6 protein-coding genes are annotated in these 17151 nt (G+C 59.6%); 5 read left to right on the forward strand and 1 reads right to left on the reverse strand.

Annotated features, from left to right (window positions below; genetic code table 11):
• Positions 1-5: 5 nt before the first annotated feature.
• Complete coding sequence (locus tag FG381_RS11615) at positions 6-3749, reverse strand: autotransporter domain-containing protein (protein ID WP_165697873.1); 3744 nt, start codon at positions 3747-3749, stop codon at positions 6-8.
• Between the two features lie 334 nt (positions 3750-4083).
• Here FG381_RS11615 and FG381_RS11620 point away from each other — a divergent pair, with 334 nt between their 5' ends.
• The 5 genes from FG381_RS11620 to FG381_RS11640 all read left to right on the forward strand — a co-directional run bounded on the left by FG381_RS11620 (position 4084) and on the right by FG381_RS11640 (position 17138).
• A complete protein-coding gene (locus FG381_RS11620; protein ID WP_165697874.1) occupies positions 4084-9219 on the forward strand; it encodes a non-ribosomal peptide synthetase in 5136 nt (1711 codons plus the stop codon).
• A gap of 25 nt (positions 9220-9244) precedes the next feature.
• Complete coding sequence (locus tag FG381_RS11625; RefSeq protein ID WP_139688941.1) at positions 9245-11884, forward strand: condensation domain-containing protein; 2640 nt, start codon at positions 9245-9247, stop codon at positions 11882-11884.
• Between the two features lie 277 nt (positions 11885-12161).
• Entirely contained in the window at positions 12162-13817 is a 1656-nt protein-coding gene (locus FG381_RS11630; RefSeq protein ID WP_165697875.1) for a transposase, read from the forward strand.
• A gap of 40 nt (positions 13818-13857) precedes the next feature.
• Entirely contained in the window at positions 13858-15780 is a 1923-nt protein-coding gene (locus tag FG381_RS11635) for an asparagine synthase (protein WP_139688943.1), read from the forward strand.
• 89 nt (positions 15781-15869) lie between these two features.
• On the forward strand, positions 15870-17138 hold the full coding sequence (locus tag FG381_RS11640; RefSeq protein ID WP_139688944.1) for an ABC transporter substrate-binding protein: 1269 nt from the start codon (positions 15870-15872) through the stop codon (positions 17136-17138).
• The last annotated feature ends 13 nt before the right edge of the window (positions 17139-17151 follow it).

Genomic DNA, 17151 nt, shown 5'->3' on the forward strand with positions numbered 1-17151 from the left:
CCTCGTTAGAAAAGGAACTGGGCGCGGATCCCGGTGGTCCATGCCTTCTGGTTCGAGGAAATGCTGTCGGCGCCGGCCGTGAAGGCAAAGGCCATGCGGTCGGTTCTGGCTTCAAGTCCGAGACCCGCCGTCATGCTGTGGCGGTCCGTGAAGGCAGCGGAGAAGTCAGCCGTTCCTGCAGCGCCGAATGCAAAGCGGCTTTCGCTCTCCTCAGCACGGTCGCCCGCCGCGTACACATAGTGAAGCGCAGCGCTCGGTGTGAACGTCCACTCTCCGGAAACAACCTTGCCGGAAGCCGTGAAGCCGATCGGGAAGGTCCATTGCTGAACGTCGTCGGTAGAGGTCCTGAAGCTCGTGTCGCCCGAAATTGCGACGGAATAGTCGCTCTGATGGAAGTGAAGGAACCGCACGCCCGCATCTGCCGAGAGGCCGACGGGACCGGCTTCCGCGATGCGCTTTTCCGCCTTGAATCCGGCAGAGAGCGAGTAGGCATCAATGTCTGCCGAGACGCTTTCAAAGGCAAGTCCATTCAGGACGCCGCCCGACACATCCATGTCGTAGCGGGCGGCGCCAAGGTCCGCCGTCAGGGCCCAGTCGTTCATCGCGTAGGCGCTGTAGAAGGACGCTCCCATGAAGGTGCCTTCGCTCTTGAGGTTCACGCCGTCCGTTCCGTCGGTGTCGAAGGCGCCGGCATGAAGCGCGCCGCCGATGGTCCAGGCGTCGCGCGTGAAGTCGACGCCGAAGACGGCGCCGCGCGCATCCGTGTCGTAGGCAGCGGAGCCGCCTGTGGCGTCGAAGCCGTCGGCATCATTGCGGCTGTACCAGACCGAGGCCCAGAGGGAGCCCGCAGCCGGCGTGAGTTCCGGATCCTTGAATTCAGCATTATTGAGCTTCGCGCGGATGCGTTCCTCAACCTGGCTGTGCATCTGGTCAGCGACCTGGCGGGCAGCTGCCGCATAGCCCAGCATGGCGCCCGGGGCTGCCGCCTTGTGCCAGGTGCGGACGGCCTCAGATTTCGATGCGTAGCGTTCGTCAAAGAGGCGGCTCATGAAGCGGTAGCCGCCGTTGGAGCTGCTCTGATCGAGCCCGGACGTGAAGAGCGATTCGAGCGCAGAGGCTTTCTTCCCCGACATGCCGTCGAGCGACCAGAGAGCGGCATCGTCCATGCCGCTCACGACTACAGTTCCCTTTGCTGAATCGTATTCACCTTCAAGCAGGTAGGTGCCGAAGGAGAGGGTTGCCGGCTTAAAGTCGATTGCCCCGTTGGTGAGATCGTATTCGCTGTTGAGTTTTGCGCCTTCAAGAAGAAGCGTAGAGCCCTTTTCAAAAGTTACTGTGGCGTTATTCCCACTCAGGGTGAATGCATACGTTGATCCATCTCGGCTTGCTTTTGTTTCGGTTGATTCCAGTGCGAGCAGATTGATGGAGTAGGTGGAACCTTCACCCATGGTGAGCGAGCCGCCGTACATGTACACGAGACCCGAGAGGAGCGATCCGCTCTCAAATGTAGCTTTCCCCGAGGAGGAAGTACTGCTATCCGCACCTTTCATGTTGAGAGCAAGGTTCGGCGTCGAGAGCGAAAAGTCTGCGGCAACCACGCCGCCATTCTTTACAACCAGCGTGCCGCCGGACATTTCCACGGCATCGACTTTGTATTTTTCACCGGATGCAATCGTCGAGGCAGTGACGAAGCCGCCGTCCACAGTGACCTCGCCGCCCGTCATGAGGAGACCGTTTGCGCCCCAGCTGCCGCGCGCTTCGCCTGTGAGCGTGGCGGAGCCGCCTTCGACAAAGAGACCGGCAGCATCCAGGCCCTGCGCCCAGGCGAGACCGCTGATGTTCGCTTTGCCTGACCCAACGCTCACGCCGTAGGCGTCCTGACCGTAGGCCGCGGCTTCGCCGTCGACATTGAGCGTGCCGCCGTCAGAATGAAGAGCCGTGGTGCGGGCGCCGCGGGCTTCAATGCGGGCATTGGCAAGCAGGTTGATGGTGCCGCCTGTTTTCACATCGAAGGCATGGTCCCAGCTGTCCATCTGCTCAGAGGAGTTCCCGTCAGTTTTGTCTGTTGCCAGTCCGGTACCGCGGCCATAGAACGTGATCGTCGGATCGATTTCCGTCACGACCTGTGCCACGTACGGAATGGTTTCGGGTTCCGTATAGGTGACGGTTCGATTGGTTGAGTAAATATTGACGACGGAAGGATTGGATCCCCCGCCGACGGTCTCGGTGTCAAGCCGGACAACGCCGCGCGTGCCCACTTCCAGGTCGGGCTTCCCGGCATAGAACTGCGCGGAGCCGCCTTTGTATTCCACGGTCTTACCGTCGCTCGAAACCAGGCGGGAGCCCGACTGATAAGCCTCGCGCGTGAGCGCAAGCTCGAGCGAGAAGAAGGGAGCGGCTACCGTCGTCGTGATGCCGGAATTGTTGTAGAGGCCGCCCGCGACATTGATGACCAGCCCCGTATCGAGGTGCGGGAAGTAGGCGAGCATCGACGTGTAGCCCGTGATCGAACCGGCGTGCCCGATCATGTCCTGTCCGGTGACGGGAGAAGTCATCGTGTAGAGGTAGTACCCGTACTGGGTGCGGAAGCTCGAGACGTTGACGATGTTGCGGCCCGCGCCGTCCTGCCACATGGCACTGATGAGGCGCTGGGCATAAAGGTCGGCTTCAACGAGATTGTGGGAATTGTTGATGAGTTCGTCGAGCCAGAGGAGCTGTCCCTCGGCGGTCGCTACCACTGCGCCGGCAGCCCAAGGGACTGACGGATCGGTCTCTGTGGTGTCGGACATCTGACCGTTGCTGCCGTTGATGTAACCATTGATGTATTTGTCTGAACCGATGGTCTCGGTAAGATCTTTTGTGGTCGGGAACCAGATTTGTTCACCGAGACCTGCTGCATTAAAAACGTTCTCCGTCAGGATGGTGGAAAGTTTTTCTCCGTAGAATTTTTCAGCAATAAGGCCGATGATGGCGCAGTTGGTATTGGAGTAGCTTCCGTCATAACCTTCAGAGCCGTTGGTCGGGTAGCCCGTGAGTCCAAGGTTGATGAGTTCCTGTGGGGTGATGGTTGTCAGCCTATCTTTTTCCTGCCAATAATCGCTGAAGGAATTCCATGTTCCCTCTTTGTTTGAATAGGGAACATGCAGATAGTCGGCAATCCCGGAAGACATCGTGAGGATCTGCTTTACGGTGACGTTGGCAGCTTCCGGAGCAATCGAGAGATCAATCCCAAGGTTGTATTTTTCATTGAGTTCTCCCAGGGTGTCGTCGAGCGACATCGCGTTGGCGGCGACGAGCCGCATGGCAAGCGTGCCAATGTAGGTCTTCGACTGGCTGCCGACGCGCATGGCGTCGCCATCCTGGGCAAGATTTGCTTTATTGCCTGTGCCGTCCTCATTTAGATCACGGTAGCCGGCGGCGCCTGTGTAGGTATATTTTTTGCCATCGCTGCTTGCATTCATCCGGATGAAGCCGCCCGTGACGGCGGTAAGCCCCTGAGTCTTGAGATCCTTGTCGAAGTTGGTATCGATTGTGTCCTGAAGGATCAGATCCGTGAGCTTGCTGAAGTTCTTGTCATTAATCACCCCCGGATCCGTATAGAACGTGTTGGCTGCTGCGGCTGGCTGGAGAGCGCCCAGGACGGCCAAACCCAGAAATGAGGCGAGAAGGCTGCGCGACAGAAGAGAGAGGCGGCAGGATGGAGCGGCGTGCTGGCGAATGGAGGCACGCTTGGAGGCGGTCGAGGTCACGATGAAGCTCCAGAAAAAATGGGGAGTATTTAGATGATTCTGACATATCGTATTACGTTTCATATTGAAAACTATCGGTTGTATTGAGCCGCCCATTTATTTGAAGCTGTAAACGCTATGTTGACCCATGTAATACGATCTCCATGCCTATAATTTTCCCTGTCTCCATAGCAAAAGCGTCTGTTCGAAAAATCCCGTTATGCCTTAAGTTTTCTGCATTTTTTAGTATTTAGAAATGCAGAAAAGGCCGGGAATTGCTGAATCCATTATTGTTTACTGCTTTGATTTTGAATATCCGCAGCTTTGGCTTCTTTATCTGCACCTGAGTGACGCAATGACGAATTCAAAAAAGAATCCTGCTTTTTATGAACGGATAGAAGATGTTTGCCGAGCCTGTCCGGATGTCCCTGCGGCTGAGGCTCCGGAAGGGACTCTGACCTATGGAGAGCTGCTGCGTCGATCCTCAGGCGTCGCACAGGCGCTTCAGGAGCAAAAGCGCGAGGTCGTGGGTCTTCTCTTTCCGGCGGGGCTCGACTATCTGGTGAGTCTTCTGGGCACTGCCCGCTCGCAGAATGCCTTCATGCCGCTCGACCCGAGCTTCCCGGAAAAAAGGCTTCTCAGGTTTATTGAGGTCTCCGGCTGCCGGACGGTTGTTTCGACCCGTTCCGTGGGCGAAGCCTTTCCGGAGATACTCAATTCAGGCGTCAGGATGGTCTGGATTGAGGATCTGGAAGCCTCGGACGATGAGCTCGTGCGCGAACCGGTGAAGCCGCTGGATCCGGCTTACGTGATGTTCACGTCCGGTTCGACCGGCGAACCCAAGGCGGTGCTCGGCAATCAGCGCGGGCTCGCGCACTTCATCGGCTGGGAGCGAAAGGAATTCGGGCTCGATGAGAATCCTCCGAGAAGTTCCTGGCTGTCTGCCATTACGTTCGACGTGTCGCTGCGCGACATTCTGATTCCGCTCTCGACGGGCGGCACGCTCTGCGTGCCGAGTCCCGACGAGCGCCAGGTGCCGCATCTGCTTGCGCGGTGGCTGCGCGAAAAGCGGGTGAGCTTCATGCACTGCGTGCCCACGGTGCTGCGCCTTCTTACCCAGGCGCTCGACGAGCCGCTCCCCGACATGCGGACGACGCTTTCCGCGGGCGAGCCGCTTTTCGCCCGCGACGTGAATCTCTACCGCGAGCGCGCTTCGGCCCATCCCGCGCAGATTGAGATGGTGAATCTCTACGGGCCGACGGAAACGACGCTTGCCAAATTCTTCTGGCGCATGCCTGCCGGCGAACCGCTTCCGCAGGCGCCCGGACAGATGCTCCCCGTGGGGCATCCGCTGCCCGGAACGGCTGCGCTTATTCTCGACGGCGCCATGCTTTGCCCGCCGGGCGAAGTGGGCGAAATCTACATCCGCACCCGCTACCGCACCTCGGGCTACCTCAACCGGCCCGAACTCACAAAGAAGGTGTTCGTGCAGAATCCGCTCACGGATGATCCTGACGACATCATCTACCGCTCCGGCGACCTCGGCAAATACATCGACGACGAGGGAACGGTCGAATGCCTCGGCCGGCGCGACGGTCAGGTGAAGATCAGCGGCGTGCGCATTGAGCTCGGCGAAGTGGAAACCGACCTGCGCGAAATCCAGGGCGTCGAGGATGCGGCTGTCGTGGCGCACGTCGACGGTTCCGGGCAGAAGTTCCTTGTGGGCTACGTGACGCTCACGGAGTCGAGCGAATCGCTCCTGGGACCTCGAGAAGACGTTCCGGAACGGCTACGTGAGGAGCTTGCCAAGGTGCTCGCACCCCAGTCGGTGCCGTCGATCATCCTGGTGGTCGACGACCTTCCGCGCACGACGAGCGGCAAGGTGAATAAGCGCATGCTCCCGAAGCCCGATGAGCTCCTGGGCGAGGAAGCGGCATGCGTGCCGCCTGCCACCCGGACGGAAGAACGCATCTGCGCGCTCTGGCGCGAACTCTTCGAGCGCGACCGCATCAGCGTTGAAACGCCCTTTGCACAACTGGGCGGCGACAGTCTCCATGCCATCAAGGCGCTTTCGCTCCTGTACCGCGAATTCAATGCCAATCTGTCGCTTCGCGAATTCTTCCACGCGAAGACGGTTCGCGAACTCGCCAAAATCCTGGACGACCGCGGATTCGGAAGCGCTGAAGGTGCAAAAACGGACGCCGATGAAGGGGCTCTGGAGCCCGCTCAGAAAGCGGCAGGGGAGAGCGCTCCGCTTACCTCGGTGCAGAAAGGCATCTGGATGGCCGAGCAGATGGCGGAAGGCGGAGACGCTTATGCGCTCCCTGAAGCCTATGAGCTTGATGCCGACATTGATTTCGAGAAGCTCGCTCTGGCGTTTCAGGAAGTTCAGAAGCGCCACGATGCGCTGAGAACCGTATTCGCGGCTTCTCCCGAGGGTGAAGTTCGTCAGCAGGTGTCTCGCCTTCCGCTTGCGGTCTTTGAGAATCTCGGGGACCTCTCGCCAGAAGAAGCGCAGGCCGCGATCGCCGCCAACCGGCGCCATGCGTTCGATCTGGAGCATGGTCCGCTCGTGCGGCTTGCGGGCGGCAAGATCCGTGCGGCCGAAGGCGCCTGCCGCACGCTCATCCTCTTCAACATTCACCACATCGTCTGCGACGTGACTTCGCTTGCGGTTGTGGCCGACGAGCTCGGCACGATTTACGGCAGCCTGCTTCGCGGCGAAGAACCGCTTTCGAGACTCACTGCAGCTCCGGCGCTGAGTTTTGCCGCTTATGCGGAAGAAGAGGCGCAGCGCCGGGAGAGGCCTGAATTTGCGTCTCGTTTGAAGGAAGCCGCGAAGGAAATCGGACGCATTGACAAGCGCGCGGCGCTCCCCGCAGACTTCCATGACGCCGATGTCCGCACATTCGCGGGCGACACGGTTCGCCGCGAAATCTCGCCAGAGGTCTATAAGCGCCTGAAGCGTACAGCTGGAAAGGCTGGCGCATCGATGTATTCGCTTTTCCTCTCGCTCGTCAATGTGCTTCTCATGAGAAAGTCCGGAGTGACGAAGGTCGTCACGGGGGCTCCGGTGCTCGGCCGCTCTCGTCCTGGACTTGAGAATGCCGTCGGGTGCTTTGTCAATGTGGCGCCTGTCGTCTGCGAAGCCGGTCCGGACGCCGGGTTTGAAGCGCTGCTGAAGACGGCGGACAGCGCCGTGAAGCGTGCGCTTGAGCGTCAGGATCTGCCGATTGATTTGATCGAGGAGGCCGCGGGCGCGTCGCACGCCCCGGGTGAAAGCCCCTTCTTTGACGTGCTCGTTGCGGCGGTGTCTTCCAACGTGGCCGTGCCTCAGCTGGGCGGCATTCCGATGAAGGATGCCGAGCCTGAAGCTCTCTGGCATGAGGCCCGCTACGATCTCGTCTTCCATTTCACGGAAAGGAAGGATTCGGCGGCGCTTGATCTCAACTTTGCGGCCGACCGGTTCTCGCGCGCTCATATGGAGCGCGCTGCTGATGCAATCATCGCGGAGGCGGAAGCCGTGGCGCGCATGAGCCCGACGGAACTCAAGGGCACCGTATCGTCGCCAAGAAATATGCCGCTCATGAGCGAGATGGATCTCGCGCGCCTTGAGATGCTGTCTTCCGGTCCCGAGCGTCCCGTGACCTTCCGGTCCATTGGTCAATCGCTTCTTCGCTTTGCGATTGAGACGCCGGATGCGCCGGCCGTCATTCATCCCGATCAGGCGGGAGCCCCGCAGAGCGTCAGTTACGCTGAGGCTGCGGCTAAGGCGGTCGCCATTGCAGCGGCGCTTCGCGCGAAAGGCGTGAAGTCCGGCGACTTCGTGGCGCTTCTCGCCGACCGTTCTCCCGAAAGCTTTGAGGCGCTCGCCGCCATTGATCTGCTGAACGCCGTCTATGTGCCGGTTGACGCGTCGCTCCCGGAGAAGCGCATTCAGTCGCTCATGGATACGGCGTCGCCCGCGCTCTGCCTCGCGGATAGGTCCGGCGAAGCCATTGCGCTTCCGGCCGGGCTGGCTAAAGTGAATCTCTCTCAAATTGAACTCTCTTCGGCTGAAAATTCAGCTCTGCCTGAATGCCCGGAAGATTCGTCCCGCACTGCCGCGATTCTCTTTACCTCCGGCACGACCGGAGCGCCGAAGGGATCGCGCTGCCCGCTCAAGGGCATTCTCAATACGGCGGAGGCGATCAACCGCGAATTAGGCGTTGAGCCGGAAAGCCGCGTTCTGCAGTTTGCGAGTCCCTCCTTTGATGCGGCGCTCCTCACGATCGCAATGGCTTGGTGCGCCGGCGCCGCGGCCGTTACGGCGCCGCGGGACGTGATTGAGTCTCCGGAAGTCTTTGCCGCGTGGCTGAGGAAATCCGGCGCAGACCGCGCGGTGCTGCCCCCCGCATACGTGCGGGAGCTTCTGCGAGAAGCGCCTGACGGCCTCGAGTGCCTGAAGGCCTTCATGATGGGCGGGGAAGTGCCGCCGGCAGAAGCGCTGAAGGATGCGGTTGAAAGCGGCGTGCCGATCTTCAACGGCTACGGACCCTCGGAAGCGAGCGTCTGTTCTGCAAGCCGCCGGCTGACGCCGGAAGACTGCGCGCCCGGAGCGGATATCCCCATCGGGGCGCCTCTTCCCAATACAACCGTGAGAATCGCGGATGCTCTGGGCGGGCTCGCGGGCTTTGACGAACCGGGCGAAATGTGGATCTCGGGCCTCGGCGTGTCCGCCGGATACGTGAAGACGCCTGTTGGAAATTCGGCCTTCTTTGACGATTCCCAATACGGCATGACCTACCGCACAGGCGACCTCGGCATTCGCCGCGACGACGGCACGATTCTTTATCGCGGCCGCATGGACGATCAGGTCAAGGTTGCGGGAAACCGCATTGAGCCCGCTGAAGTGACTGCCGTTCTTCAGGCGTGTCCTCTTATCGATGAGGCCGTCGTTCTTCCGGTGACGATGCTCGGAAGCACGAGGCTTGCCGCCTGGGTGGTGCCCAAAGCGGGCATGAAGAGCTTCGTCAGGGACGATGCGCTTCGCGACTGGTGTACGGAGCGGCTTCCCTCTTATGCCGTGCCGAGTCTTTTCGTGGTGCTCGAAAAGTTCCTGAGAACGCCCAACGGCAAGGTTGACGGTGCGGCGCTGAAGGCGCTCCTCGAAAGAGAAGCACCGGCAGGGGAGTCTGGCTCCTCAGGGTCTCCGTCAGGTCTGGAAGGAGAACTCCTCGAGCTCTGGCGAAATATGCTCAGGCGTCCGAATCTCTCGCTCGACGACAATTTGATGAGTGCGGGCGCGGATTCGATTATTGCCATCCGGGCGGTTCAGGCCATGGCCCGCAAGGGACTCAAGGCTGCGGTTCGGGATATTTTCCGTGCAAGGACGGTGCGCGCGCTTGCCAAAACGGTCGCAGTCAGCTCTAAGACGATGGAGGGTGCTTCGGCATCTGAGGACGTGGTCCTCAGTCCCGCGGCACGCAGGTTTCCAGGGATTCGGCGCTGATTTCGAAGGCTTCACGCAAAGCGCCGTGCTGCGGATTCGCACGAGTGAATCGTCTGATGCCGCAGCTCGCATCATCGAACGCGTGCTTGCCCGCCATCGCATGACGGGTCTTCACCCGACGATGGCGGGAGGCTGGCGTTTGATGCCCGTAGGCACCGAAACCGCTCAGGTACGCGTTTTCTCTGAAGGATCGGATTCGCAGACGCTCCTCGCGCGAGCGAGAGAGTGCCTCTCGCTTCGCGAAGGCAGGCTCGCTGCGGCTGCGCTCGCGCCTCAGAAAGACGGAATCCTTGCTGCGGTGGCGCTCAATCACCTCGCCGCCGACGGGATCTCCTGGCGCGTCCTCATGGAAGAACTGGAAGCGTCGTTTACGGGCTGCTCCGTTGCAGACGAAGAGCCGGAATCCGCTGCGTCGCAATGGTTTTCTCTCCTGAGTCATACGGCTCAGTTTGACGAGGAAGCCTCGTCGTGGGCGGAGGTTCTGAGAACGGGCGTGGATCTGCCCAACTCCGCCTCTCGCCGCACGCATGCCGACATGACGGTTTTTGAATGCCGTCTGGATGCGGAAAATACGGCGAAGCTCCTCGACCGTGCGGGTCCTGATCTGGAAGCTGCTCTTCTCGGCGCCTTCGCGTCCGGTCTCTCGCGCTGGGCAGGAAAGACCTGGCCCGATGCCGCTTCTCTCAGGACGCCCCTCATCTGGGTGGAGCATCACGGCCGGGAAATCCTTTCCGACGACATGCCGGATACGGGCGATGCCGTCGGCTGGTTCACGTCTTTGGTCCCCACGGCGATTTCCGGCAGCACGCTCGAAGAGCGTCTTCGTGCGGCATCTGCGTCGCTTTCGCTGGGGGAGGCAAACGGGCTCGGCTTCGGCGTGCTTGCTGCCTATAGAGAAAATGCAGCAGCCGTTCCTGAAGCGCTCCGGGCGGGACTCTGCCGCCGGGGCGCCGCAGAATTCAACTATCTCGGCCGCTTTGATCTTGGCGTCGGAAGCGAAGACGCTGAGAGCGCGCTTTCCATCGAGCAGCTCGGCGACAGTGCGGATCAGTCGCCGGACTTCCCCGCCGGCGCCCCCCTTTCGATCACGCTTCTCGTCAATGAAAAAGGCGAACTCGAATGCGGCTTCGCCGTTGATCTTAGGGGGCTCGCTGATCCTGAGGGGACCGGAAGATATCTGAAGTCCTCCTGGAAGCGTGCGCTCGAGGAAGTCATCGATGCGCTGGGGGCCGCAGGCTCCTCTGAAGGCGCTTCAGTGGTCGCGGGCGTCCGGCTTGCCGGCATCGCTCTGGACCCCGGGCAGGTTGAGGAGCTTCAGAAGCTCTACGGCGCGGAAAACATAGAAAAAGTTCGTCCCGTCAGCTGGCGGGAAGCCAACTATCTCGTCGATCGCACGCGTTTGCCCACTCGGCCGCCCGTCTACTACATCCGTCAGTTCCGCTACGGCGTTGAGGGCGATCTCGATGCCGATCTGATGCGCCGCAGCTTCCGCGAACTCACGCATGTGCATTCAATTTTCCGCACCGCCTTCGGCGGCTATGGAGAATTGAGCGGGAAGCCCTTTGATGCCGCAGTGGTTCTTAGACGCCGGGACTGCGAATTCGTTGAGGAAGACCTTCGGGAGCTTGCGGCCGCAGACATGAGCGCTGCGCTCCTGCGCGTCGATGCCTTCATCCATCGATCGCAGGAAGCCATCGCGAATATTTCGACGGATTCGCTCCTTCACTTCGGACTTTTCCGCGTGGGCGAGAGAAGCTGGAAGATCGCGTGCGTTTTCCACCACATCATCATCGACCGCTGGAGCGGCAATCTTTTCTTTGCAGAGCTTGCGTGCGGGAAAGTGCCGGCGCCGGAGTCGATCCCTGATTACGGCGATTTTGCCCGGTATGAGAAAAACCGGAACGTCGCTGAGGACCTGGATTGGTGGAGCGAGGCGCTCAGGGGCGTCGACGCCCCGGGAGACATGCCGGGCGTGCTGCCTTTTGAGTATGCGCCGGGTGCGCCGCATGAATCGCGGGTGAAGGGAATTCTGCTCGAACCCGAACTTGTCGGGAAGCTTCAGGAGATTGCCTTTGACTCAGGCGCTTCCATGCCGGCTCTTTTCTGCTTTGCGGGCGGGCTCCTGATGGCGGAATACCATCGGGCGCATTCTCCCGTCTGGGAAGTGAATGTCGCGGGACGCACGGCGCCGGTTGAAGGGCTCGACCGCATGATGGGCACAACGATGGCGACGATGCCGGTGACGTTCGCGTTCAAGGGAGAGGAGAGCGCTTCCGATGCGCTCGCACGCTTCCAGGAAGCGCTCATTGACTTTGAGTCGCACACCTACGTTCCGCTCGGCGAAATCATCCGCCGCATTCCCAACTGGCCCAGAGCGCCGGAGCTCACCCTCAATGTCGAAAGTCAGCCGAGCTTTGAGTCGGACGACACGCCGTTGTGGGCGAAGAGCGTCACTGCGGAAGCGGGAACAAACGAAGGCGTCATTCCTTACGCACTGGTCGTTGAGGCTCTGCATGACGGGTCGGGCGCCGTGCGCGCATGGCTCAATTATTCGCCGGAGCGCGTGAACGCAGTTGACCGGGTGCTCACGGATTTCAAGCGTCATGTCGAATGGCTTGCCGAAAGTAAGGGCAAATTGATGCAGGAGCACTTATCATGGCTTTGAACGATCTGAGAGGCGCTTTCCCTAATACAAAATTCCAAAAGCGCCTTTTATCGTTGATTGAGTAAAAGAACCTCAGATCTTCACACTATGAAGAATTCTTAAAAATCAACAAATTGAAATTTCGTGCAAGCCTCAGATGAGTTTCCCTCATTTCTGGGGCTTTTTTCATGTCCGAAATCCGGCCTGGGACTGCTTTTTGACCTTGACAATTAATCCGAGAACATTGATTTCTATAGTGATTAGAACTATAATATATGATATTATCAAGGATATTTTCATGGCCGTTCCAGAGCACATCCGCAAGGTTCCGAGACCGCGCAATACCGTTGTCATCGACAGCGGCAGCAATGGCGCCAAGCGCTATGCGGTTCACAGTCGTCGGGCTTCCATATGCAAGCCCGGCTGCAACCCGCGCCCGGTGAACGGGCCGGTCATTGGGCACATCATTGACGGCAAGTTTGTGCCTCGCCAGTCCGCGGCGAGTCTTGCAGAAGACGGTCCCGACTATCTCTCTTACGGGGCCGCGGCACTGCTTCACGACGAACTTCGAGGGCTCGACGATGAGCTCTTCAAGGTCTACGAAGTCAAGGACGCCTGCATGATTCTTGCGCTCGCCTTGCTCCGCATTGAGCACAAGGGCATCAAGATCTCCCGATGCCGTCAGCATTACGAAAAGTCCTTCATCTCGGTTTTCTACCCCGGACTGCCTCTCTCTGAGAACACCATCAGCAAGTTCCTGAACCTGCTCGGCCAGGACGCCGGCAAGATGAATGCCTTCATCACTGCCCGGCTCGCCGCCGTCTGCAGGGATCACCACATCATCATTGATGGAACGCTCAAGCAGAACACAAGCATCGTCAATGATTTGTCTGCCTTCTCAAGAAAGGCTCGCGTCAAGGGCTGCAAAGAGATTTCCGTCCTCTACGCCTATGACCTTGAAGCACAGGAACCCTTGTGCGCACAGGTCTATCCGGGCAATATGATCGACGCCCGCGCCTACAGCTCATTCGTTTCGGAAAACAAAATCGAACGAGGCGTCCTGATCACGGACAAGGGATTCCCTCCCAAGGCAATTGAAGGCCTGCTCCGAAAGCATGAAGGGCTTCATTTCCTCACGCCGCTGAAGCGCTCGGACAAGAAGATTGCAGAGAACGCCATGCTCGATTTCGAGGATTGTCTGCGCGGCATTGATAAGCGCATCCGCTGCAAAAAGGTAAAGATGGGAAACGGGCGCTTCCTCTACTCCTTCAGGGATTCGTGGAAGGCTCAGGCGGAAGACAACTCCTTCATGGACCGCCAGCGCAGGAGCGATTCATACGACAAGAAGAACTACGATGAGCATTGCGGTTCGTATGGAACAATCGTCTTTGAGTCGGATCTCGACATGACGTGCGCTGAGGTCTACGCATGCTACGAACAGCGCTGGCAGCTTGAGATGTTCTTCGATGTTTACAAGAACAGCCTTGATTTCGGCGTAACCCGGGTCCAGTCCGACTACTCCGTCCGCGGATCCGAATTCGTAGACCTCATTGCCTCCATCCTGACATCCCGCATTGTGAAGCGCATGTCGAAGGCAGGAGTACTCGACAATGCAACATTCGGGGATGTCATGGACTCGCTCAGAACGTGCTGGCGCAATCGCAAGGCGCCGCGGGAGAGCCTGCCGCAGGTTGATGACGAATACTGGAATCGTCTGCTGAAGTGCGATGGAGAGCTGCTGGCGGCTTTGGAGCTCGCCTTGCCCGGCAAAGACAAAGCGCCGGATCCGAAAAAACGCGGCCGGCCGCGCAAAAAACCGGAACAGACGAAGGCACAGGAAGTAAACCCCCAGCCGAAACGCAAGCCGGGGCGCCCCAGAGTTCGGCCGATCATCTATGGGCCTCCTCGCCCAAGAGGTCGCCCTCGAAAGGAACGCTCTTCCGGCTCACTATAGTGGGAAGAATTGAGGTTCTTTTAATAAGGATTGTCAGAAAATGAGTGCTGTTTTCGGTCGAATCGATTACCGTGAGCCGGGCGCTGAACGAGCGGATCTCGGCGCGATGGCAGTGAGACTCGCCCATCGTGCCGGAATTGAGGAGGCGTCATCGCCGCAGAAGGTGAAGGACGCCATGGATAGCGCGGTGTTTTCACGCGGAGCCCTTGGCGCTCTCCGGTCGCTCTCCGATGCAGAGACGCCTCATGCTGCCGTGGAGCCCGGGAGCGCCGCACTCGTGCTCTCCGGTTCGTTTTTCTCTCAGGCGGATGACGCTCGCCCGGAAGGTCCGGCTTTCGGCGGCCGGGCCCCGGCTTCAGCACTCTTTTCAGCGCTTTATCCCCTGAGAGAAGACAAAAGAGGAGCGGCCAGGGTCCTCAGGCGCGTTTCCGGGCACTTTGCCGGGGCCTTTTATGATGAGGCGTCGGGAGAGCTCCTCCTTTTCCGCGATGTGCTCGGCGCCGAGCCGCTTTACTGGGCGGCAACGCAAAGAGGCATTGCGTTTGCGTCCGAAATCCGTGCGCTTCTCGCCCTCCGGGAGGTCCGAGAGAGAACGCGGGTGAACCTGCGTGCCGTCGATCAGCTGATGACGTGGCCCGGGCCGGTGGCGCCCGATACGTTCTTTACCGGAATTGAAGCCGTGCCGGCAGGCTTCATGCTGGTATTCAACCCGAAGAACTTTCAAGCCGGATCCGGTCCCGAGCGCGTGGTTTTTGACGATTTCGACTATCCGCTCCTGAAGGACCGCAGGCCCTTCGGCGCCAATGATGATCCGCGCCCCTGGATCGAGGAGCTTGAAAGGCTCTTTACCCGGGCGGTCGGCCGCAGGCTTCAAGGCAATCCTGCTTTTCTCTCATCGGGCGGCATCGACAGCGCGCTCGTCAATACGGTTGCAAAAGCGCTGGGCGCAAATGACATGCACACCTTCTCGATCGGCTTTGCCGACCGTGCCATGGATGAGCGTCCCTGGCAGAGATCGGTGACGGAAGCGGTTGGGAGCGTGCATCATGAACGCGTGGTGGATACGAAGGACGTCTATGCGAGGCTTCCCGACGTCGTTCGTCTGGGTGAAGCGCCGCTGAAGGAGTCCTACAACGGCTGCGCCCTGATGCTCGCGGAAATGGTGCGCGCGGAAGGGTTCACGAGCGTGCTTTCGGGAGAAGGGTCCGACGAGCTCTTTGCGGGCTATGCGGGTTATCTTCTGAATTCCGAGCCCCCGGAAGAAGAGGCCGAGGATCCGCTCGAGCAGGCGGAGGAAGCGCGCATGCGGCGCCGCCTCTGGGGAGATCCGACCTTCTTTTATGAGCGTGAATACGCCGCGCACGAAAGAATCCGGCGCGACCTCTATTCGCCCGACGTTGCGGAGCGCTTCGAGCGCTTCAGCGCGACGGCAAGGCCCCCGGTCAATCTCGCGATGCTCCGCGGCCGGCATCGTCTCAATCAGCGCACCTATCTCGACGCGAAGCTCCGCGTGGCCGACCATGAGCTCACCGATCACGGCGACCGCGTCCTCATGTCTCAGGGCATTACGGGACGCTACCCGTTCCTCGACAAGGATGTCCTCGAATTCTCCGCACGCATTCCGCCGGAGCTTCTGATCTATGACGAGCGCGAAAAGTATCCTGTTCGTGCAATGGGTGCAAAGTATGTGCCGAAGGCGATCCTGAACCGCCGCAAATTCAGTTTTGTGGCTGCCGGGACGCCCGACCTGCTGAAGCTCCGTCTTGACTGGGTAGAGGAGCTCCTCTCCCGGGAAAACATCCGGCGCGCGGGATATTTTGATGCCGATGCCGTTGAAAATCTGAAGAAGCTTTACCTGCGCCCGGGGTTCCGCATCAATCAGACTTACGAAGAAGACTTCCTTATGATTGTGCTCTCCTTCCACCTCTGGCTCAGGATCTTTGAGATGCCTGATTTTTCCTGATTCTCAAAGACCTCATAAGGCCGTATAGTGAGGGTGCCGGGGTGCTAACGCCGCGCGCCGGCCCTTTACGAAGAGTTGATCCATACCCCATGAAAAAGCGCCGATTCCTGGAAACCTTTGCCGCCGCCGCTGCTACGTCCGGCATGGCATTAGCGGATGCGCCGACCGAGCATATCGGGAGCGTCTCCGGCTTTTTGACGTCGCCCGGAGAACGGGAGGCCGCCAGGCGTCAGCGCGTTTTCAATGTAGCGCTCCTCGTGAATGAAACGGGGCTCGATGCAACAGCCGGCCGCAGGCATGAGGCCATGGCCCTTTTTGCGGCGGAAGAAATCAATGCCGCGGGCGGCGTGCTCGGCCGACGCATGGCGGTGAATGTTCTCGATTGCGAAAGCGATCTGGAGATGACGAAGCTTGCCATTGATTCGGTACTGAAGGTTTCCGAAAGCTTCGTTGCGATCATTGGGGTAGGAACATCGGAACAGGCGAGGCTCTGCATTCCATTGGCGGATAGTGCAGGGATTCCGTATCTCTCCACGAAGGCCAAAAGTCCAGGACTCTGCTTTGCGCCGGACGGCAGCATCCGCCCCTGGATTTTCAGACTGAATCTCGATGCCGGATCGCTCGGCGCGGCCTGCGGACTGATGACTGCGCAAAAGGGCGGCCGGCGGATCGCTGCGCTGATTGAAGAAGGCAATGTTGAGGAGCAGGCGGTTTCGAACGGCTTTAAAAGCACCTTTGACATTGAAGGAGACCGCGAATACCGGGAGATCGTTTATCCCCGGGGAACCATGTCGCTCTGGGCTTATCTGGCAATGGCGGAAGCCTACGGCACGGATACGCTTCTCTTCCCGGCGCGCGGGGATCGTCAATCGATCGGAATTCTGCAGTTCTGCGACCGAAAGATGAAGTGCGATCTTGTCGTCTGGGATGACTATCGAGAAGAGCCGTACTGGAAGGATGATGCGGAGATGCTCAACCGCGTCTACAGCTTTTCCGCATTCAACCGCGCCGATTCGGGGGTAGCCGCCTGGCTTGAAAAAGCAAAGGCTGCGGCAGACCGCTACGGCGTTCCCATCACAAGCGATGCGCAGCGCTACGCGCTTCTCGATGCCAGTCACTCGTATATGGCTGTGAAGCTCCTCGCCGACAGCCTCGGACGCGCGGATTCCTTCCGTCCTGAGCGCATCCGCAGCTCTATTCAGAGCGCGACCGATCTCTATTGGGCGGGACGGACGCCCCTCACGATCGGAATACTCCATGAGCCCACGGAAAACAGCGCCTATTTCTATCACGGGAACCCTTCGAATTCAGAGCCTCCGATGGGTTCCGTAGTGGTCGACGTGCCGGACTCGGTCTGAGGGAGGAGCTGCC

It is taken from the genome of Sutterella faecalis, from assembly GCF_006337085.1.
GTDB classification, from domain to species: Bacteria; Pseudomonadota; Gammaproteobacteria; order Burkholderiales; family Burkholderiaceae_F; genus Sutterella; species Sutterella faecalis.